Annotated in this window: 16 protein-coding genes; 8 read left to right on the top strand and 8 right to left on the bottom strand. The window is 68.0% G+C overall.

Going from position 1 to position 17,977, the window contains the following annotated elements; all coding sequences use genetic code 11:
* Positions 1-84: 84 nt before the first annotated feature.
* On the top strand, positions 85-483 hold the full coding sequence (locus tag ACWMMN_RS31490) for a BON domain-containing protein (RefSeq protein ID WP_486423638.1): 399 nt from the start codon (positions 85-87) through the stop codon (positions 481-483).
* Between the two features lie 82 nt (positions 484-565).
* Here the strand turns inward: ACWMMN_RS31490 and ACWMMN_RS31485 are convergent, their stop codons facing one another.
* Positions 566-721: a DUF3309 family protein gene (locus tag ACWMMN_RS31485; protein ID WP_081051964.1), complete on the bottom strand. Its 156-nt coding sequence runs from the start codon at positions 719-721 to the stop codon at positions 566-568.
* 193 nt (positions 722-914) lie between these two features.
* On the opposite strand from ACWMMN_RS31485, the gene ACWMMN_RS31480 reads away from it, so the two are divergent.
* From ACWMMN_RS31480 to ACWMMN_RS31455, 6 genes are all read left to right on the top strand, one after another.
* Positions 915-1,586, top strand: coding sequence for a histidine phosphatase family protein (locus ACWMMN_RS31480; RefSeq protein WP_059238012.1), 672 nt, complete (start codon positions 915-917; stop codon positions 1,584-1,586).
* Between the two features lie 19 nt (positions 1,587-1,605).
* Complete coding sequence (locus ACWMMN_RS31475) at positions 1,606-2,637, top strand: phosphotransferase (protein WP_486423637.1); 1,032 nt, start codon at positions 1,606-1,608, stop codon at positions 2,635-2,637.
* 59 nt (positions 2,638-2,696) lie between these two features.
* The gene (locus tag ACWMMN_RS31470) at positions 2,697-3,461 is read left to right on the top strand and encodes an SDR family oxidoreductase (protein WP_059240854.1); all 765 of its coding nucleotides are present in this window, start codon (positions 2,697-2,699) and stop codon (positions 3,459-3,461) included.
* Positions 3,462-3,468: 7 nt separating this feature from the next.
* Positions 3,469-4,227, top strand: a complete 759-nt coding sequence (locus tag ACWMMN_RS31465; protein ID WP_059238008.1) for an SDR family NAD(P)-dependent oxidoreductase — start codon at positions 3,469-3,471, stop codon at positions 4,225-4,227.
* Positions 4,228-4,260: 33 nt separating this feature from the next.
* Positions 4,261-5,505, top strand: coding sequence for an acyl-CoA dehydrogenase family protein (locus tag ACWMMN_RS31460; RefSeq protein WP_059238006.1), 1,245 nt, complete (start codon positions 4,261-4,263; stop codon positions 5,503-5,505).
* Between the two features lie 75 nt (positions 5,506-5,580).
* Complete coding sequence (locus tag ACWMMN_RS31455) at positions 5,581-6,486, top strand: LysR family transcriptional regulator (RefSeq protein ID WP_486423636.1); 906 nt, start codon at positions 5,581-5,583, stop codon at positions 6,484-6,486.
* Positions 6,487-6,529: 43 nt separating this feature from the next.
* Here ACWMMN_RS31455 and ACWMMN_RS31450 read toward each other — a convergent pair whose 3' ends face one another.
* From ACWMMN_RS31450 to ACWMMN_RS31435, 4 genes are all read right to left on the bottom strand, one after another.
* Entirely contained in the window at positions 6,530-9,553 is a 3,024-nt protein-coding gene (locus tag ACWMMN_RS31450) for an FAD-binding and (Fe-S)-binding domain-containing protein (RefSeq protein WP_486423635.1), read from the bottom strand.
* 40 nt (positions 9,554-9,593) lie between these two features.
* The gene (locus ACWMMN_RS31445; RefSeq protein ID WP_342705576.1) at positions 9,594-10,355 is read right to left on the bottom strand and encodes a 2-keto-4-pentenoate hydratase; all 762 of its coding nucleotides are present in this window, start codon (positions 10,353-10,355) and stop codon (positions 9,594-9,596) included.
* 54 nt (positions 10,356-10,409) lie between these two features.
* Positions 10,410-11,684 (bottom strand): MFS transporter, encoded by a 1,275-nt coding sequence (locus ACWMMN_RS31440; protein ID WP_174992563.1) that lies wholly within the window; start codon positions 11,682-11,684, stop codon positions 10,410-10,412.
* Between the two features lie 147 nt (positions 11,685-11,831).
* Complete coding sequence (locus ACWMMN_RS31435) at positions 11,832-13,052, bottom strand: pyridoxal-phosphate-dependent aminotransferase family protein (protein WP_486423634.1); 1,221 nt, start codon at positions 13,050-13,052, stop codon at positions 11,832-11,834.
* Between the two features lie 183 nt (positions 13,053-13,235).
* On the opposite strand from ACWMMN_RS31435, the gene ACWMMN_RS31430 reads away from it, so the two are divergent.
* Complete coding sequence (locus ACWMMN_RS31430) at positions 13,236-13,940, top strand: GntR family transcriptional regulator (protein WP_059237993.1); 705 nt, start codon at positions 13,236-13,238, stop codon at positions 13,938-13,940.
* Between the two features lie 19 nt (positions 13,941-13,959).
* Here ACWMMN_RS31430 and ACWMMN_RS31425 read toward each other — a convergent pair whose 3' ends face one another.
* The 3 genes from ACWMMN_RS31425 to ACWMMN_RS31415 all read right to left on the bottom strand — a co-directional run bounded on the left by ACWMMN_RS31425 (position 13,960) and on the right by ACWMMN_RS31415 (position 17,976).
* Positions 13,960-15,030, bottom strand: a complete 1,071-nt coding sequence (locus ACWMMN_RS31425) for a porin (protein ID WP_486423633.1) — start codon at positions 15,028-15,030, stop codon at positions 13,960-13,962.
* 64 nt (positions 15,031-15,094) lie between these two features.
* The gene (locus tag ACWMMN_RS31420) at positions 15,095-16,195 is read right to left on the bottom strand and encodes a porin (protein ID WP_059237989.1); all 1,101 of its coding nucleotides are present in this window, start codon (positions 16,193-16,195) and stop codon (positions 15,095-15,097) included.
* 146 nt (positions 16,196-16,341) lie between these two features.
* Positions 16,342-17,976, bottom strand: a complete 1,635-nt coding sequence (locus ACWMMN_RS31415) for an HAL/PAL/TAL family ammonia-lyase (protein ID WP_486423632.1) — start codon at positions 17,974-17,976, stop codon at positions 16,342-16,344.
* Position 17,977 lies beyond the last annotated feature (1 nt).

The following is a 17,977-nucleotide window of genomic DNA, read 5'->3' as shown; positions in this document are numbered from 1 at the left end:
CGCCGCCCGGGGCGCGGCACGCACCGTCAGTGCCCGACTTCCTTGCAGTGCGGAATGCCGGCAAGGACACCGTGGCCGCCGGGAATGAACACGGCGATATACGGCGAATCGGCGCCGAGATCTGGTCGAGCACGTCGTTCAGCGTGCTCGTCGCAGCGCCGGCGTATCTCGCCCGCCACGGTCGCCGCGCCCGCCGAGCAGGCCGCCGCGTCGTCGGCCGCGTCGCCGCGTGCGGCGAAGAAAGCCGACCGCGCGGCCGACCGCGCGGTCGCGAAGAAGGTGCGCCAGGCGATCGTGAAGGCGCCCGGCATCGGCAATGCGCAGCCCACCGTGTTCGCGAAGGCGAAGACGGGCGACGTGACGCTGGCCGGGCCGATCACCGACGAATCGCAGGACCGGGGCGCGGTGGACGCGGCCCGTCAGGTGCCGGGCGTGACGTCGGTGAAGAGCAAACTCCAGCTGCGGCTGGAGGGCGGCCAGTAACGGGTTGCGTGTGCCGCCCCCTGGCAACGATGGCGGCACCATGACGACCCGGGGCCCGGGGGCACGATCGCGTCGTCGTGCGTCAGAGGTGCCCCAGCAGCACCAGCACGACGACGATGACGACGATCAGCCCGACCGAGCCCGATGGCCAGTAGCCCCAGCTTCGGCTGTGCGGCCATGAAGGAAATGCGCCGATCAGCAGCAAAATCAGGATGACGATGAGGATCGTACCGAGCATTGCACCCTCCCGGAATGGGTTGACGTGACGGTGCGTGATGCCGCAATCCGCGTGCCCGCGGGCATTGGGCCCGGCTGGGAATGGCGCGGAGCGGGAATGAATTCATGTAGTGAATACCTGCTGATTCAGAAAATAAATTTCAAAAATGCTTCCCTGCTGGCTATGCTGAATCCTTCACTCAGGCGGGCATGCGATGGCTGAACTCTTTCTGGTACGGCACGGGCAGGCATCATTCGGCACCGACGACTACGACCGGCTTTCCCCGGGCGGCGAGCAGCAGGGTGTCTGGCTCGGCGAATACTTCGCGTGGCAGCGCCTTGAATTCGACCGCGTGATCTGCGGCACGATGAACCGCCATGCGCAGACGGTCGACGCGATTCTGCGCGGAATGGGCCGCGAAGGCGTGCCGGTCGACCGTCACCCCGGCCTGAACGAATACGACTTCCACGGGTTGTTCGCGGCGGCCGCCCACGACTATCCGGAGATCGCACGGCTTGCCGCCGGCTCGATGAAGGAGCACTTCCGTGCGCTCCGGCAGGTGCTGCAGCTGTGGACCGAGGACAAGCTCGACGGCGCCCCCGAAACCTGGTCGCATTTCCAGCAGCGCGTGGGCGACGCCCGCGCCGCGATCCGCCACGGCGGCGGCCAGCGCGTGCTCGCAGTGAGTTCCGGCGGCCCGATCGCGGTCACCGTTCAGCAGGTGCTCGCGGCGCCGCCGTCGAGCGCGATCGCGCTGAACCTGCAGATCCGCAACAGCAGTCTTTCGCAGTTTTTCTTCAACGCCGATGCGTTCCACCTCGCGTCGTTCAACGGCATCCCGCATCTGGAGGATCCCGAACGGCACGCGCTGCGAACCTACGGCTGACCCACGAACGATCGCGACGATGACGAACCCTTCCCAGCAACTCGACGTAGCCCGCCTCACGCACTATCTGGAAACGCACGTGCCGGGCTTCGAAGGCCCGGTCGACACGGAGAAGTTTGCCGGCGGCCAGTCGAATCCGACTTTCCTGCTGAACGCGAAGAGCGGCCGCTACGTGCTGCGCCGCCAGCCGCCGGGCGAACTGCTGAAATCCGCGCACGCGGTCGACCGCGAATTCCGCGTGCTGAGCGCGCTGTCCGGCACCGCGGTGCCGGTCGCGCGCCCGTATCACCTGTGCGAAGACCGCGACGTGATCGGCAGCCTGTTCTACGTGATGAGCTTCGAGGACGGCCGGATCTTCTGGGATCCCGCGCTGCCGGAACTGCCGAAGGCCGATCGCGCGACGTGCTACGACGCGCTGCTGCAGACGATGGCCGCGCTGCACGACGTCGATGTCGATGCGGTGGGACTCGCCGACTACGGCCGCCCCGGCAACTACTTCGAGCGCCAGATCGGCGTGTGGACGAAGCAGTATCGCGCGGCGGAAACCGGACGCCTCGACGCGATGGAGACGCTGATCGACTGGCTGCCGAATGCCTGCCCCGAGGATACGGGCCGGCCGGCGCTGGTGCACGGCGATTTCCGGATCGACAACCTGATGTTCGCGCGCGACGGCTATCGCGTGCAGGCCGTGCTCGACTGGGAACTGTCGACGCTCGGCAACCCGCTCGCCGATCTCGCGTACTTCTGCATGTGCCTGCGGCTGCCGTCCGGCGGGCAGGTGCGCGGGCTCGCGGGCCAGGATCGCGCGGCGCTCGGCATCCCGGACGAAGCGGCGATCGTCGCGCGCTATTGCGAACTGCGCGGCATCGAGCCGATCCGCGACTGGCACTTCTACCTTGCATTCAGTTTCTTCCGGCTCGCCGCGATCGCGCAGGGCGTGAAAGCGCGCGCGCTGCAGGGCAACGCATCGAGCGAGCAGGCGCTGCGCGTCGGCGAGATGGCCGGCCGGCTGGCCGAACTGGCCGTCGGCGTGATCGACGCGCATCGTTGATATCGCCAGGGTCGCCGGGCGGCGACTCGACAATCCAATCAATGGAGGAGCACAGCAACATGGCAACGAATCTGTTCGACCTGACGGGCAAGATTGCCCTGGTGACGGGCGCGAGCCGCGGCATCGGCGAGGAAATCGCGAAGCTGCTCGCGGAGCAGGGCGCGCACGTGATCGTATCGAGCCGCAAGCTCGACGACTGCCAGGCGGTGGCCGATGCGATCGTCGCGGCGGGCGGCCGCGCCGAGGCGCTGGCGTGCCACGTCGGGCGTCTGGAGGACATCGCCGCGACGTTCGAGCATATCCGCGGCAAGCACGGCCGCCTCGACATCCTCGTGAACAACGCGGCCGCGAACCCGTATTTCGGGCACATCCTCGATACCGATCTCGCCGCGTACGACAAGACCGTCGACGTGAACATCCGCGGCTACTTCTTCATGTCGGTCGAGGCCGGCAAGCTGATGAAGGAACACGGCGGCGGCGCGATCGTCAACACGGCGTCGGTGAACGCGCTGCAACCGGGCGACCGGCAGGGCATCTACTCGATCACGAAGGCGGCCGTCGTCAACATGACGAAGGCGTTCGCGAAGGAGTGCGGGCCGCTCGGCATTCGCGTGAACGCGCTGCTGCCGGGGCTCACGAAAACGAAGTTCGCGGGCGCGCTGTTCGCCGACAAGGACATCTACGAGACATGGAAGGCGAAGATCCCGCTGAAGCGCCATGCGGAGCCGCGCGAAATGGCCGGCACCGTGCTGTATCTCGTGTCGGACGCGGCGAGCTATACGAACGGCGAATGCATCGTCGTCGACGGCGGCCTGACGATCTGAGCGCGCGATGAAAATCGACAGCTACGCCGGGCAGGCCGTGATGATCACCGGCGCCGCCAGCGGCTTCGGCGCGCTGCTCGCGAGTGAACTGGCCGCGATGGGCGCACGGCTCGCGCTCGGCGACCTGAACGGCGAAGCGCTCGAACGCGTGGCCGCGCCGCTGCGCGCGGCCGGCGCCGACGTGATCGCGCAGCGCTGCGACGTGCGCGTCGAGGCTGAGGTGGCGGCGCTGGTGCACGCGGCGGCCGAGCGCTTCGGACGGCTCGACGTCGGCATCAACAACGCGGGCATCGCGCCGCCGATGAAGGCGCTGATCGATACCGACGAAGCGGATCTCGACCTGAGCTTCGCGGTGAACGCGAAGGGCGTGTTCTTCGGGATGAAGCACCAGATCCGCCAGATGCTCGCGCAACGCGAAGGCGTGATCCTGAACGTCGCGTCGATGGCCGGGCTCGGCGGCGCGCCGAAGCTCGCCGCGTATGCGGCGTCGAAACATGCGGTGGTCGGGCTCACGAAGACGGCCGCGCTGGAATACGCGCGCCACGGCATCCGCGTGAACGCGGTGTGCCCGTTCTACAGCACGACGCCGATGGTCACCGACAGCGATATCGGCGACCGCCAGGACTTTCTCGCGCAGGGCTCGCCGATGAAGCGGCTCGGCCGCCCCGACGAAATCGTCGCGACGATGCTGACGCTGTGCGCGAAGGAAAACACTTATCTGACCGGGCAGGCCGTCGCCGTCGACGGCGGTGTCTCGGCCTTCTGACCGAACGGAAGACGGAATCTCGAGGAGTCGATCATGGAATTTGGCTACACCCCGAAAGTGGAAGCATTGCGCGAACGCGTGCGCGCATTCATGGACGCGCACATCGTGCCGCGCATCCGCCAGTGGAACGAGGAAGTGCATGCGGGCCAGTACCCGGTGTCGTTCATGGAGGAACTGAAGGCGCGCGCGAAGGCGGAAGGGCTGTGGAACCTGTTCCTGCCGCACCTGAAGGACGACGAGCCCGGCACGGGCCTGACGAACCTCGAATACGCGCCGCTCGCCGAGATCATGGGGCGCGTGGGCTGGGCGTCGGAAGTGTTCAACTGCAACGCGCCGGACACCGGCAACATGGAGCTGCTGCACATGTTCGCCACGCCCGAGCAGCGTGAACAGTGGCTGCTGCCGCTGCTGCGCGGCGAGATCCGCTCGGCGTTCGCGATGACGGAGCCCGACGTCGCGTCGTCGGATGCGACGAACATCACGACGCGCATCGAGCGCGTGGGCGACGAATACGTGATCAACGGCCGCAAGTGGTTCATCACGAACGCCGCGCATCCGAACTGCAAGATCTTCATCGTGATGGGCAAGACCGATCCCGATGCCGAGTCGCACCAGCAGCAGAGCATGATCCTCGTGCCGCGCGATACGCCGGGCGTGACGGTCGTGCGCAACATCACGGTCGTCAATCACTACGCGCCGGAAGGGCACTGCGAGATCACGTTCGACAACGTGCGCGTGCCGGCGCGCAACCTGCTCGGCGAGGAAGGCAGCGGTTTCGCGCTCGCGCAGGCGCGCCTCGGGCCGGGCCGCATCCACCACTGCATGCGTTCGATCGGTGCGGCCGAGCTGGCGCTGGAGTTGATGGTCGACCGCGCGCAGTCGCGCGTCGCGTTCGGCAAGCCGCTGAACCGTCACGGCACCGTCGGCGAATGGATCGCGCGTTCGCGCATCGAGATCGACCAGGCGCGCCTGCTGGTGCTGAAGGCCGCGTGGATGATCGACAAGGTCGGCGCGAAGGCCGCGCGCAAGGAAATCTCGATGATCAAGGCGCTCGTGCCGACCGTCTATACCGATGTGTGCGACCGCGCGATGCAGGTGTTCGGCGCGGCGGGGTTGAGCCCCGATACGCCGCTCGCCGACCTGTGGACGTGGGGCCGCGCGCTGCGCTTCGCCGACGGTCCGGACGAGGTGCACCTGCAGGCGATCGCGCGGATGGAGATCAAGGACGGCGAGCCCGGTTCGACCGCGCCGTACCTGACGCCGCCGCTGCGCGGCTGACCGGCCGGTCTTCGCCTGGCGAACATGGACGAACGGGAGGCGCGCGCCGTAAGATGCCGGCAAGGAGATCCGGCGATGCGCCTTGCGAAGATTGATCTGAACCTGTTCGTCGTATTCGAGGCGATCTACAACAAGCGCAACCTGACGCGCGCGGCCGAGGTGCTGAACCTCACGCAGCCGGCCGTCAGCAACGCGCTGGCGCGGCTGCGCAAGTCGCTGAACGATCCGCTGTTCGTCAGCACGCCGGCCGGGATGATGCCGACCCCGATGGCCGAGAACATCGTCGGCCGCGTGCGCGAGGCGCTGCAACTGCTCGATTCGAGCGCGCACGAAGGCGACGTGTTCGATCCGGCGTCGTCCGAGCGCGTGTTCCGGCTCAGCATGAGCGACCTGACCGAAGCGCTGCTGCTGCCGGCGCTCGGCGAACTGCTGCAGACGCATGCGCCCGGCATGCACGTGCGCAGCTACACGATGGACCGCCGCGAAGTCGCGACCGCGCTCGCGAACGGCTCGGTCGACATCGCGATCGACGCGCCGCTGATCGGCGATCCGCATCTGCACCAGGCCTTGCTCGTGCGGGACCGCTACGCGTGCATGATCCGCGACGATCACCCGTTCAAGGGCAACACGCTCACCATGGACGACTACCTGTCGATGGGGCACATCCACGTGTCGAGCCGCCGCAAGGGCAGCGGGCACGTCGACGCCGAGCTGACGCGGCTCGGGCTGCGCCGCAATATCCAGATGCGCGTGCAGCATTACATGGTCGCGCCGCTGATCGCGATGCGCGGCGATCTCGCGCTGACGGCGCCGCTGCGGCTGCTGCAGCGCTATCCGGCGCGGATTCTCGAACTGCCGTTCGAGATGCCGGGGCTCGACTACTTCTGCTACTGGCATCGCAGCGCCGATCAGGACCAGGGCAGTCGATGGTTGCGCGAGCAACTGATGACGCTGATGGGCGGGATCGGCGCGCCGCAGTGATGGAGCGCGGCGCGCGTGGGCCGCATGCGCGTCGATAGCGTCTTCAGATTTGCAGCGCCTGCGCCAGCACGCGCGCCACATGCACGGCCTGGGTCTGCGCACCATCGTGAATCTGATGCCGGCAGCTCGTGCCGTCCGCGACGACGATCGCGCCTTCGGCCCGCGCCCGCACGGCCGGCAGCAGCGACAACTCGGCCATCGCCTGCGACGCATCGTAGTGCTCGGCTTCGTAGCCGAAGCTGCCGGCCATCCCGCAGCACGACGATTCGACCGGCGACACCTTCAGCCCCGGAATCCAGCCCAGCACGGTCTGCACCGGCGTGAATGCGCCGAATGCCTTTTGATGGCAATGGCCGTGTACCAGTGCCTCGCACGCGTCGATCGCGCGCAGCGGCAGTGACAACCTGCCGGCTTCCTGCTCGCGGACGAGAAACTCCTCGAACAGGAACGCATGACTGGCGAGTCGCGCGGCTTCGTCACCGTAGCCATAAGCAAGAAACTCGTCACGCATCGACAGCAGGCACGAAGGCTCCAGCCCGACTATCGCGACACCGCGTTCGAGATACGGCCGCAACGTATCGAGCGTGCGCTTCGCCTCGGCTTTCGCTTCGTCGACAAGCCCGGCTGCGAGGAACGTGCGGCCGCAGCACAGCGGCCGTTCGCCTGCGCGCACGTTGAAATGCACGGTGTAGCCCGCTGCTTCGAGTACGGCCTGCGCAGCGCGCGCGTTGTCCGGCTCCTGGTAGTTGCTGAACGTATCGACGAAGAGCAGCACGTCGCGGGTTGCCGAGCCGGGTTCTTGTGCAGACCCACCCGCATTCGCCAGAAACGGCCGCGCAAACGCGGGCAGCGCACGCTGCGGCGCGAGGCCGATCCATTGCTTCATCGCCGCCGCGACGACCGGCACGCCGTTTGCAAACGCGATCGCCCCGCGCAACCTGGACGCCCACGGCGCGTAACGCGGCAGATACGCGACGAGCCGTTCGCGCAGCGTCGTGCCGTGCTTGCGGTTCCACGCATGCCGCGCCTCGATCTTGAAGCGCGCCATGTCGACACCCGTCGGGCAGTCGCGCTTGCAGCCCTTGCACGATACGCACAGGTCGAGCGCGGCCTTCACGTCGTCGCCGGCGAGCCCGTCGTCGCCGAGCTGCCCCGTCACCGCGAGCCGCAGCGTGTTCGCACGGCCGCGCGTCACGTGCTGTTCGTCGCGTGTCACGCGGTAGCTCGGGCACATCGTGCCCGCGTCGAACTTGCGGCAGTGGCCGTTGTTGTTGCACATCTCGACGGCCGATGCGAGCCCGTGCGTGATGTCGGTGCCCGTGCCGGGTGCGGTTTCGTCACCGGTCAGCGGGTTGCGCGTGACGTTCCACGCAGACCAGTCGAGCGCGGGCTGCGACGGCAGCGCCGCATAGCCCGGCGCGAAGCGGAAGTTCTCCCGCACATCCATGCGCGGCGGGTTGACGATCTTGTCCGGGTTGAAGCGGTTGTCGGGATCGAACAGCGCCTTGATTTCCGTGAACGCCGCGTTCAGGCGCGGGCCATACTGCCACGCGACCCATTCGCCGCGGCACAACCCGTCGCCGTGCTCACCCGAATACGCACCCTTGTACTCGCGCACGAGCGCCGCCGCTTCGCCGGCGATCTCGCGCATGCGCGTCGCACCATCGCGCCGCATGTCGAGAATCGGCCGCACATGCAGCGTGCCGACGCTCGCATGCGCGTACCACGTGCCTTCGGTCTCATGCTTGTGGAACACGTCGGTCAGGCGGCGCGTATATTCGGCGAGATGTTCGAGCGGCACCGCGCAATCCTCGATGAACGACACCGGCTTGCCGTCGCCCTTCATGCTCATCATGATGTTGAGCCCGGCCTTGCGCACGTCCCACAGCGCCTTCTGCGCGCCGGCATCGGTCATCTTCACGACGCTGCCGGGCAGCCCGAGATCGGCCATCAGTTCGGCGAGCCGGTCGAGCTGCGTCAGCTGCGCATCGCGCGATTCGCCCGCGAACTCGACGAGCAGGATCGCCTGCGGCTGCCCGGCCAGCGCCTGTTCGATCACGGGCCGGAACGCCGGGTTCTCCATCGACAGGTCGATCATCGTGCGATCGACCAGTTCGACGGCCACCGGCTTCAGCTTCACGATGTGCTGCGCGGTATCCATCGCCTGGTAGAAGGTCGGGAAGTTCACGACGCCGAGCGTCTTGTGCGCGGGCAGCGGCGCGAGCTTCAGCGTGATCTGCCGGCTGTGCGCGAGCGTGCCTTCGGAGCCGACGAGCAGGTGCGCGAGATTCGCGTGGCCGTCGTCGGTGTACGCGCGCGGGTTCTGGCAGTCGAACAGGTCGAGGTTGTAGCCGGCCACGCGGCGCAGCACCTTCGGCACGCGCTCGACAATTTCGTCGCGCTCGCGCCGTGCGATCCGTTCGACGCCGTGCAGCAGCGCGAGCGTGCGACGATCGGTGACGGGCTGCGCAAGCGAGCCGAACCGGCACTCGCTGCCGTCCGCGAGGATCGCGTCGATCGCGAGCACGTTGTGCACCATGTTGCCGTACTCGATCGAGCGCGACCCGCACGAGTTGTTGCCGGCCATCCCGCCGATCGTGCATTGCGCGCCGGTCGACACGTCGACCGGAAACCACAGCCCGTGCGGCTTCAGCCACGCGTTCAGGTGATCGAGCACGATGCCCGGCTCGACGGTGACGGTGCGCGCCTGCGCATCGAATTCGACGATCCGGTTCAGCCACTTGCTGTTGTCGACGACGAGCGCCTCGCCGACCGTCTGCCCGCACTGGCTCGTGCCGGCGCCGCGCGCGAGCACGGGGATCTTGCGGTCGCGCGCGACGTCGAGCGCGATGCGCAGGTCGTCCTGGTCGCGCGGCACGACCACGCCGAGCGGCATGATCTGGTAGATCGACGCGTCGGTTGCGTAGCGGCCGCGGCTCGCGCGATCGGCGTGGACGTCGCCGCGCATTTCCGCGCGCAGCCGCTCGAACAGCGGCGACAGCGCGGCGCCTTGCGACGGCACGAGATGGACAGGGCGAACCAGCGAAGGCGTGACGGCGGATTTCATGGCGGCGGTCGGTATCGGGTGAAAACGGATCAGGCGTGGATCAGGCGAGCGTGACGCTGACGGGCGGCAGCCCGGCGATGCGGCCGACGGCCGTGCCTGCCGCGTTCGGGAAAAACATCCCCGTGTACGAGCCGGTCGTGACGACGGTGCCGGCCGGCAGCACGATGCCGCGCTGCGACGCATGATTCACGAGCCACGGCAGCAGGCGGCGCGGGTCGCCTGCGGGATTCGTGCCGGGTGCGGCGCCGGCGATGTCCTTCCCGTCGAACGTGAAGGCCGGGTTGGGCGTGAGGAACGGAAAATCCTCGCGATAGCCGGTCATTTCGCCGAGCACGAGTGCGCCGTGGTTCTGCAGGTCGGCGAGCTGCGCAACGGGCGCGACGTCCGGCCATTCGCGGAAGCGGCTCGCGACGATCTCGATCGACGCGCCCATCTGTGCGATGCCTTCGAACACTTCTTCGTCGGCATACGCGGTGGCGCGCGGCGCGAAGTCGCGGCCGAAGCGGAACGCGATTTCCAGTTCGAGGCCGAGAGGCCGGAACGCGCCGCGCGGCAGCGTGACGCCGCTCGCATGCCGGCAGTCGTCGGGCAGCGGCGCGCCCTGGATCGGGCCGTCGGGCTGTTTCGCGCCGACCTTCCACGCGCCGATCGCGGCGCTGCGTTCGGCGAGCACCTGCGCCTGCACGGCATAGGCAGCATCGGCGCTGACGGGGACGAGTTCGGGCGGCAGCGCGGCGAACGCGATGCCGTGTTGCCAGCCGGCGGCGAGCCGGGCGGCGAGATCCTGGGTAGCTTGGGTCATCGTGCGTCTTGAAGAAGAAGGCGGGCGCCGGCGGCGGCAGCGCCCAGGTTGGCATCAGGCCGGCGAGCGGTTGGCGGCGGGCTGTTCGGCGGGTGCATCGGCGAAGCGGCTGTCCGGCTGCATGCGGAACGCGAGCAGCACGCCCACGCCCATCAGCACCATGCTGCCGATGAACGGCAGCTCCCAGCTGCCGAAGCGGTCGATCACGAAGCCGGAGATCACCGGCGACAGGATCGCCGCGAGCGCGGAGCCGGAATTCATCATCCCGCTCGCGGTGCCCGAGTATTCCGGTGCGATGTCCATCGGCACGGCCCACATCGGGCCGATCGTCATCTCGGCGAAGAAGAAACCGGCCGCGAGGCACGCCATCGACACGTACAGGTGGTGCGTGAACAGCAGCGGCAGCAGCGACAACAGCGTGAACAGCATGCAGATCGACACCATCCAGCTGCGCGCACGCTTGAGGCTGCCGGTGCGAGCATAGACGCGGTCGGTGACGATGCCGCCGAGCGTGTCGCCGATCACGCCCGCGAAGAACACCGCGGACGCGAACACCGCCGATTTCTTCAGGTCGAGGTCGTAGCTGTGCAGGAAGTACTGCGGAATCCAGCTCAGGAACAGCCACAGCGTCCAGCCGTAACAGAAGTAGACGATCGTGACGGGCATCATCCGGCGGAACAGCGGGCCCCACGGCACGGTGGCGGGCTTCTGTTTCGGCGGCGGCAGCGCATCGAGTTCGGCCTGTGTGATGCGCGGATGGTCCTTCGGATGTTCGGTGTAGACGAGCGCCCAGACCGCGACCCACACGATGCTGATCACGCCGCAGATGTAGAACGATTCGCGCCACCCGTACACGGCCATCACCGCGACGACGGCGGCCGGTGCGACCGCGTTGCCGACGCGCGAGAACGCATGCGTGATGCCCTGTGCGAAGCCGCGTTTCTCGCGCGGCACCCAGCGCGACATCGCCGACGTGGCCGCCGGGAACGTCGCGCCTTCGCCGAGCCCGAGCAGCAGGCGCGCGGCGAGCAGCGACGCGAGGCCGCCGGCCATCCCGGTGAGCAGCGTTGCGACGGCCCACAGCAGCCCGCACGCGAGCAGCGTGCGGCGCGCGCCGAAGCGGTCGCTGACCCAGCCGCCGATGATCTGGAATACGAGGTACGGATACGCGAATGCGGAGAACACCAGGCCGATCTCCGTCTTGTTCAGCCCGAACTCCCGGCCGAACCCGGCGGCAGCCGTGCTCACGTTCACGCGGTCGAGGTACGTGATGAAGTACATCACGCACAGCATCACCAGCACGATGCTGGTCGCCCGGAACAGCTTCATGTTGCGTCTCCTAGATGTTGTCTGGCTTGCCGCTGCAACCGCGCCGGCTCTGAGGCCGGTTTCGTGCCGATGCAGCGCGGCCGCGCGTCGTGCGGGCCGCAAAGGGGAACGAGCGATGTGCCCGCGGCACGCCGCAGGCACACGCGGTCAGGCCGCCGCGCGCAGCGCGGGCGTGTGGGTGTTCGACGCGAGATACGCCATTGCCGCGACGACCCCGCTTGCGGCAACCGGCACGCCGGCGAGCTTCAGCCCCATCTCGCAGCCGGCGAGCGTGGCCATCAGCGTGAGGTCGTTGCAGTCGCCGAGATGGCCGATGCGGAACATCCGGCCGCGCATCTTGCCGAGCGCCTGCCCGAGCGACATGTCGAAGCGTTCGTAGATCAGCTTGCGCACGGCGTCCGCGTCGACGCCGTCCGGCATCATCACGCCGGTCAGCACGGGGCTGTAGACGGCCGGGTCCGCGCACTGGATCTCGAGGCCCCATGCGCGCACCGCGCGGCGCGTCGCTTCCGCGAGCCGCTGGTGGCGCGCGAACACGTTGTCGAGCCCTTCGCCGAGGATCATGTCGAGCGCTTCGGCGAGCCCGTACAGCAGGTTGGTGTTCGGCGTGTACGGCCAGTAGCCGTTCCTGTTCGCCTCGATGATCTCGTGCCAGCCCCAGAATGCGCGCGGCAGTTTGGCGTGCTCGCTCGCCGCGAGCGCCTTCGGCGACACCGCGTTGAAGCTGATGCCCGGCGGCAGCATCAGCCCCTTCTGCGAGCCCGACACCGTCACGTCGACGCCCCATTCGTCATGGCGGTAGTCGGCGGACGCGAGCCCCGAGATCGTGTCGACCATCAGCAGCGCCGGGTGGCCGGCCGCGTCGATCGCGCGGCGCACCGCCGCGATGTCGGACGTGACACCGGTGGAGGTCTCGTTGTGCACCACGCACACGGCCTTGATGTCGTGCGCGGTGTCGGCGCGCAGGCGCGCTTCGATCAGGTCCGGCTGCACGCCGCGGCGCCAGCCTTCGATGCCCGGCAGGCCGAGGAATTCGGGCTTCAGGCCGAGCGCCTCGGCCATCTTCTTCCACAGCGTCGCGAAGTGGCCGGTCTCGAACATCAGCACGGTGTCGCCGGCGCTCAGCGTGTTGGTCAGCGCGGCTTCCCATGCGCCGGTGCCGGACGCCGGATAGATGACTACCGGCTGCGTGGTCTTGAAGATCTTCTTGATGCCGGCCAGCACCTTGAGGCCGAGCGCGCCGAATTCGGGGCCACGGTGGTCGATGGTCGGGTAGCTCATTGCCCGCAGGATGCGGTCGGGCACCGGGCTCGGCCCCGGAATCTGCAGGAAGTGGCGGCCGGACGGGTGAAAGTCGAGTTGCAGCATGGTCGTTCTGTCTCCTTGGTTGCATTTTGAATTTTGCATGCAAAATACTTTAGCAGAGCGACCACGGCAGAACCAAGCGCTGATTTCACCGAAAATGCCGGTGTTTACCCGACATTGGCGGGGTGATATTCGGGTCGGGCGAGTTGCAGTAGAATCGCGGGAAGCAAGAAGGAAGGACTTTGCATGCAAGATTTGAATGATCTGGAGCATGCCGGCAGCGCGCCGGCACTGCCGAAACTGGAGCGGCAACGGCTGCACGACACGGTCGTCGAGCACCTGCGCAAGTTCATCGTCGAAGGCGTGCTGACGCCGGGCATGCGGCTGAACGAGCGCGAGCTGTGCGAGACGCTCGGCATCTCGCGCACGCCGCTGCGCGAGGCGTTCAAGGTGCTGGCGTCCGAGGGGCTGCTGGTGCTGTCGCCGAACCGCGGCGCGAGCGTGTACCGGATGACCGAATCGGAGATCCGCGAGACGTTCGAGCTGATGTCGGGGCTGGAGGCGTTTTCCGGCGAGCTGGCGTGCGAGCGCATCACGCCCGCCGAACTGGCGGAGATCAAGGCGCTGCATTACTCGATGCTCGCGTGCCGGATGCAGAACGACCTGCCCGGCTACTACAGCCGCAACCAGGAAATCCACGACCGCATCAACGAGGCCGCGCGCAATTCGGCGCTGCGCGGCACGTACCAGGCGATCAACCGCCGGATCATGTCGATGCGGTTCCGCTCGAACCAGCACGTCGAGAAGTGGGATCGCGCGGTGCACGATCACGAGGAGATGATCAAGGCGCTCGAGGCGCGCGACGGCAAGGCGCTCGCGGCGATCCTGCGGCGGCACTTGCTGGAGAAGCGCGACGCGGTGTTGCTGCTGCACGCGGAAGTCGACGCGTAGCCGCGTTCCGCGTGCGGGTTCAGAACGCCGTGCGCAGCCCGAGCCCGGCCGAATCGCCGTTTCCGTAGCCGCTCGCGCGGTCGCGCAGGTAGGCCACGTAAACATCGGTCCGTTTCGACAGCCGGTAGTCGTAGCCGAGCGCCCACGTCGTTCTTGACGGGCGGTCGCGGCCGTGGCTCTTCGCGGCCATCACCGATGCGAGCACCGTGCCGAAGCCGATCGGCACCGCCGCGCCCACCTGCCCGCTGTGCGTGCCGAGCCCGCCGCCGTCGATCGCGTCGTGCACGTACTGATAGAACGCGGTGAACTTCACGACCTTCAGGTCGTAGCCGACGCCGGCCAGCACGGCGTCCTGCTGCGTGAAGCCGGCGATGGATGCGTTCAGGTCGCCGGGCGTCCGGTCGAATTTCGCCTGCTGGAACGCGAGCGTCGCGCTGAACGCGCGGTGTGCGTCGTAGGTGAAGCTGCCGCCCCACTGGTTCGCGCCGGTATGGCCCGGCGCGTTGCCCGTCGCATAGATCAGGTTCGCCTGCAGAGCATGCTCGCCGGGTGTCGAAACCAGCACCGAATTGCTCCACCCGTTGTCGCCGACGAGGCCTTGCCCCGCGACGCCCTTGTACATCTGGTTCAATGCAGGTGAAAAGCCGAACGACGTCGAGAACGGATTGAAGCGCACGACGGCGATGTAGTACGGCGTCGTGTTGCGTCCCGCGCGCAGCACGCCGTACGGCGTCGCGATGCCGACATACGCGTTGCGCCCGAAGAACGTATCGCCGCCGAAGCGGCCGGCGCCGCCGTTCGACGGGCGCATGAATGCTTCGAGCGCGAACTGCAGCGCGTAGCCGCCGCCGAGCGCCTCGCGGCCGCCGATCCCCCAGAAGCTCGTCGTGAAGCCACCCGAGTTCATCGCATACGCGCGCGGCTTGCCGAGGCTCTTTTGCGTGCCGGCATAGACGTCGGCCAGCCCGTACAGCGAGACGGACGACTGGGCCGTGGCGTCGTCGGCGATCGAGCACACGATCAGCGATGCGCCGACGGCCGACAGCAGTCGACGGCGCCGGCCGGCAATCCGGGTTGAATGGATAGGCATACTGATTGAATCACATAGAGGAAGAGAACGGACGGGTGCGCGACGGCACCCGTCGAACGGAACGTCAGAACGCGTGGCGGATACCCGCGCGCCCGACGGCCTGCTTCTGGTTACTCGACGGATTGAAGCCCGCGATCTGCGCGACCGGCGCGTCGCCGGCGGCCTTCTGGAACGCACCCATCACATAGACGCTGGTGCGCTTGGACAGTGCATATTCGACGCTCAGGTTGAACTGGTGATACTTCGGCTCCGCGTTCGTCGCGTGGTCGCGGCCCGTCGTGTACGTATAGCCGGCGCCGATCGTCACGGCCGGCGTCGGGGTGACGAGCGTCGACAGCTCGTAGTTCTGGAACGTCGCATCGTGCCCCGCGCTGCCCTGCTGGAAGTTCGTGTTCGTGAAGTCGGCGAGCAGCTTGAGCCACTGTACGACCTGGTACGACGCACCGACGCCGAACACCTTCTGCGCGCGCGCCGCGTCGAGGTAGTTGCCGTAGATCGCGTTCGTGAAACCCGGATAGTTCTGGTAGCCCTGTGTCGACACGCCCGGGTTGTTGATCCGCAGATAGCCGACGCCGAAGCCGACCGGGCCGGCCGCATAGCTCGCGCCGACGCTGAACGTTGCGTTGTCGGAGAAGCGGCCCGGCTGCCCGCCGAACGCATAGAGGCCGCCGAACGTGATGCCCGCGATCGTCGGGCTGCGATACTTGACCGCGTTCGAGATCGGGAAGCCGTTGTCGGTGTTGTCCATGTCGTTCGGGTGCGCGAAGTAGTAGCCGCCGATGTTGCCGTTCAGCGTGAACGGCTCGACGTAGTCGACGATCGAATCCCACTGGCGGCCGAGCGTCAGCGTGCCGAGCTTCGTGTCGTTCAGGCCGACGTACGCGTTGCGCGAGAACGCCAGGCCGCTGCCGAGGCGGCCGGAGTTGAGGTCGAAGCCGCTTTCGAGCCGGAAGATCGCGCTCAGGCCGCCGCCGAGATCCTCGGTGCCGCGCACGCCCCAGCGGCTGCCGGCCGTCACGCCCGACGCGAGCTGCACGAGATGCTTGCCCTGCACGTTCGACACGTAGTCGACGCCGTCTTCGACGATGCCGTACAGCGTGACGCTGCTTTGCGCGTGGGCGGTGGCGGCCGCGGCGAGCGGCAGCGCGAACAGGATTTTTTTCATGAGGATGTTCCGGTGCGGGGTGGTTGAAAGACGGCGAGCGGCGTGCGATATGGACGGACATTCGGGCCCCGCGCCGCGATCGAACGGCGATCGCGGCGGCGGGTGTGACAACCGACGGGTGAAACGAAGGAAGGGCGGCGCGCCGCTCAGTTGCGATACGCGCGCAGCAGCGCATCGGCAGCGCGGAAGTCGGGCGTGAGTGGGCGGTCGCGCTGGAGGAACGCGACCTTCGTGCGCAGAGCGCGGTACAGCGGCTGCGTGGCCGGCGCGAGCGTGAACGACGGCTGCTTGCGCTGGCGCAGGTCGATCGCCTGGCCGGCTTCGACGAGTTCGAGGCCGAGCAGCGTGTAGCTCGCGTCGATCTGCTTCTGCACGCGCTGTACGACGTCGGGCGCGTTCGTTGCGATGTCCTCGATGCCGCCGGCAACCGGCAGGTAGTCGAGCGACACGGGCATCGCGAGCGACTTCACCGTCATCGCGAGCGCGGTCGGCGGCTTCTCCATCGCGCCGAACGCATGCACGGTGTCCTCGGTGCCGAGGAAGCGCGAGAGGCCGGTGAGGTGCGGGTCGTTCAGCTTGACGATGCGCTGGGCGGATGCGAGTGCGTTGTGGCCGAGCGCGAGCCCGAGCTGTTCGAACGCGAGCACCCACGGCAGCGGCTCGAAGTTCGCGCTCGGCAGCACGGCGCCGCCGCCGTCGACATAGCCGGCCGCGTCCTGCGCCCGGCTCGACTTCGGCGTGACGCCGACCGCGACGCCCGGGTTGTCGTCGCTCGAATTGAGCTGCACCTGCAGCAGCGCGCGCGCTTCGTCGTAAGTGCGATCTTCTTCGCCGAGCAGGTAGACGCCGGAGCGGAAGCTGAGCGGATCTTGCAGCGGCCGGTCCGGATCGCGGTTCCACAGGCTGCTGCCCGCGAGCAGCGTGCGCAGCGTGGCGCCCGCGCGCAGCGTCGCCGGGAACGGCCGCAGCGCGAGCGTGTCCTCGCGGAACGGCGATACGTTGCCGTTCAGCCCCTGCAGGCTCAGCGCGAACACGACCTTCGACACCTGCGCGAGCCGTGCCATGTCGGCGAGCGCCAGCGCGCCCATGCCGGCCGAATACGCGTTGGAACTGAGGATCGCGAGCGCGTCCTTGCCGTACGGGCGGATCGTCGCGATGCCGGCCGACTTCAGCGCGTCGGCGGCCGCGATCTTGCGGCCCTGGTAGTACACGTCGCCTTCGCCGAGCATCGCGAGACCGACGTGGCTCAGGATCGTGATGTCGGCCTCGCCGATCGAGCCGTCCGCCGGCATGGCCGGTGTGACGCCGCGATTGAGGAACTGCGCGTACGCGTCGACGATCGCCGGCTGCACGCCGGCGCCGCCGTCGAGCATCGCGTTCAGGCGTGCGGCCATCGCGGCGCGGGCCACGCGCACGCTCATGTCGGGGCCGACGCTGCCCGAGTGCGCATGGATCAGCCCGATGTTGAAGCGTGTCGACGCGTCGATGACTTCCTGCGACAGCTTGCCGTGCGCGTCGACCATCTCGCGGTCCTTGTTGAGGCCGACGCCGACCGTCAGCCCGTAGATCTGCTGGCCGGCCGCGGCGGCCTTCAGCAGCACGTCGTGCGCGGCGACCACGCGCTGGCGGGCGGACGGCGCGATCGACACGGCTTCGCCGTCGGCAATGCGCGCGATCGATTCGGGTGTGGCGGACCGGCCGTCGAGCGTGACGTCCGCGAAGGCCGGGACGGCGGCGAAAAGCGCGAGCGCGACCGCGCTCCGCATGAGGAAGCGTTGCATG

This window comes from Burkholderia cepacia complex sp. TUM26381 (assembly GCF_057439935.1).
The sequence above is the reverse complement of the archived record's forward strand: the minus strand, read 5'-3'. Positions and strand labels throughout refer to the sequence as shown.

What these genes read in the sequence shown, in the direction of transcription:
- ACWMMN_RS31475 (WP_486423637.1), top strand. Translation starts at nt 1,606, where the DNA reads ATGACGAACCCTTCCCAGCAACTCGACGTAGCCCGCCTCACGCACTAT.
- ACWMMN_RS31450 (WP_486423635.1), bottom strand. Translation starts at nt 9,553, where the DNA reads ATGAAATCCGCCGTCACGCCTTCGCTGGTTCGCCCTGTCCATCTCGTG.
- ACWMMN_RS31465 (WP_059238008.1), top strand. Translation starts at nt 3,469, where the DNA reads ATGAAAATCGACAGCTACGCCGGGCAGGCCGTGATGATCACCGGCGCC.
- ACWMMN_RS31460 (WP_059238006.1), top strand. Translation starts at nt 4,261, where the DNA reads ATGGAATTTGGCTACACCCCGAAAGTGGAAGCATTGCGCGAACGCGTG.
- ACWMMN_RS31485 (WP_081051964.1), bottom strand. Translation starts at nt 721, where the DNA reads ATGCTCGGTACGATCCTCATCGTCATCCTGATTTTGCTGCTGATCGGC.
- ACWMMN_RS31490 (WP_486423638.1), top strand. Translation starts at nt 85, where the DNA reads ATGAACACGGCGATATACGGCGAATCGGCGCCGAGATCTGGTCGAGCA.
- ACWMMN_RS31440 (WP_174992563.1), bottom strand. Translation starts at nt 11,684, where the DNA reads ATGAAGCTGTTCCGGGCGACCAGCATCGTGCTGGTGATGCTGTGCGTG.
- ACWMMN_RS31445 (WP_342705576.1), bottom strand. Translation starts at nt 10,355, where the DNA reads ATGACCCAAGCTACCCAGGATCTCGCCGCCCGGCTCGCCGCCGGCTGG.
- ACWMMN_RS31430 (WP_059237993.1), top strand. Translation starts at nt 13,236, where the DNA reads ATGCAAGATTTGAATGATCTGGAGCATGCCGGCAGCGCGCCGGCACTG.
- ACWMMN_RS31425 (WP_486423633.1), bottom strand. Translation starts at nt 15,030, where the DNA reads ATGCCTATCCATTCAACCCGGATTGCCGGCCGGCGCCGTCGACTGCTG.
- ACWMMN_RS31435 (WP_486423634.1), bottom strand. Translation starts at nt 13,052, where the DNA reads ATGCTGCAACTCGACTTTCACCCGTCCGGCCGCCACTTCCTGCAGATT.
- ACWMMN_RS31415 (WP_486423632.1), bottom strand. Translation starts at nt 17,976, where the DNA reads ATGCAACGCTTCCTCATGCGGAGCGCGGTCGCGCTCGCGCTTTTCGCC.
- ACWMMN_RS31420 (WP_059237989.1), bottom strand. Translation starts at nt 16,195, where the DNA reads ATGAAAAAAATCCTGTTCGCGCTGCCGCTCGCCGCGGCCGCCACCGCC.
- ACWMMN_RS31480 (WP_059238012.1), top strand. Translation starts at nt 915, where the DNA reads ATGGCTGAACTCTTTCTGGTACGGCACGGGCAGGCATCATTCGGCACC.
- ACWMMN_RS31470 (WP_059240854.1), top strand. Translation starts at nt 2,697, where the DNA reads ATGGCAACGAATCTGTTCGACCTGACGGGCAAGATTGCCCTGGTGACG.
- ACWMMN_RS31455 (WP_486423636.1), top strand. Translation starts at nt 5,581, where the DNA reads ATGCGCCTTGCGAAGATTGATCTGAACCTGTTCGTCGTATTCGAGGCG.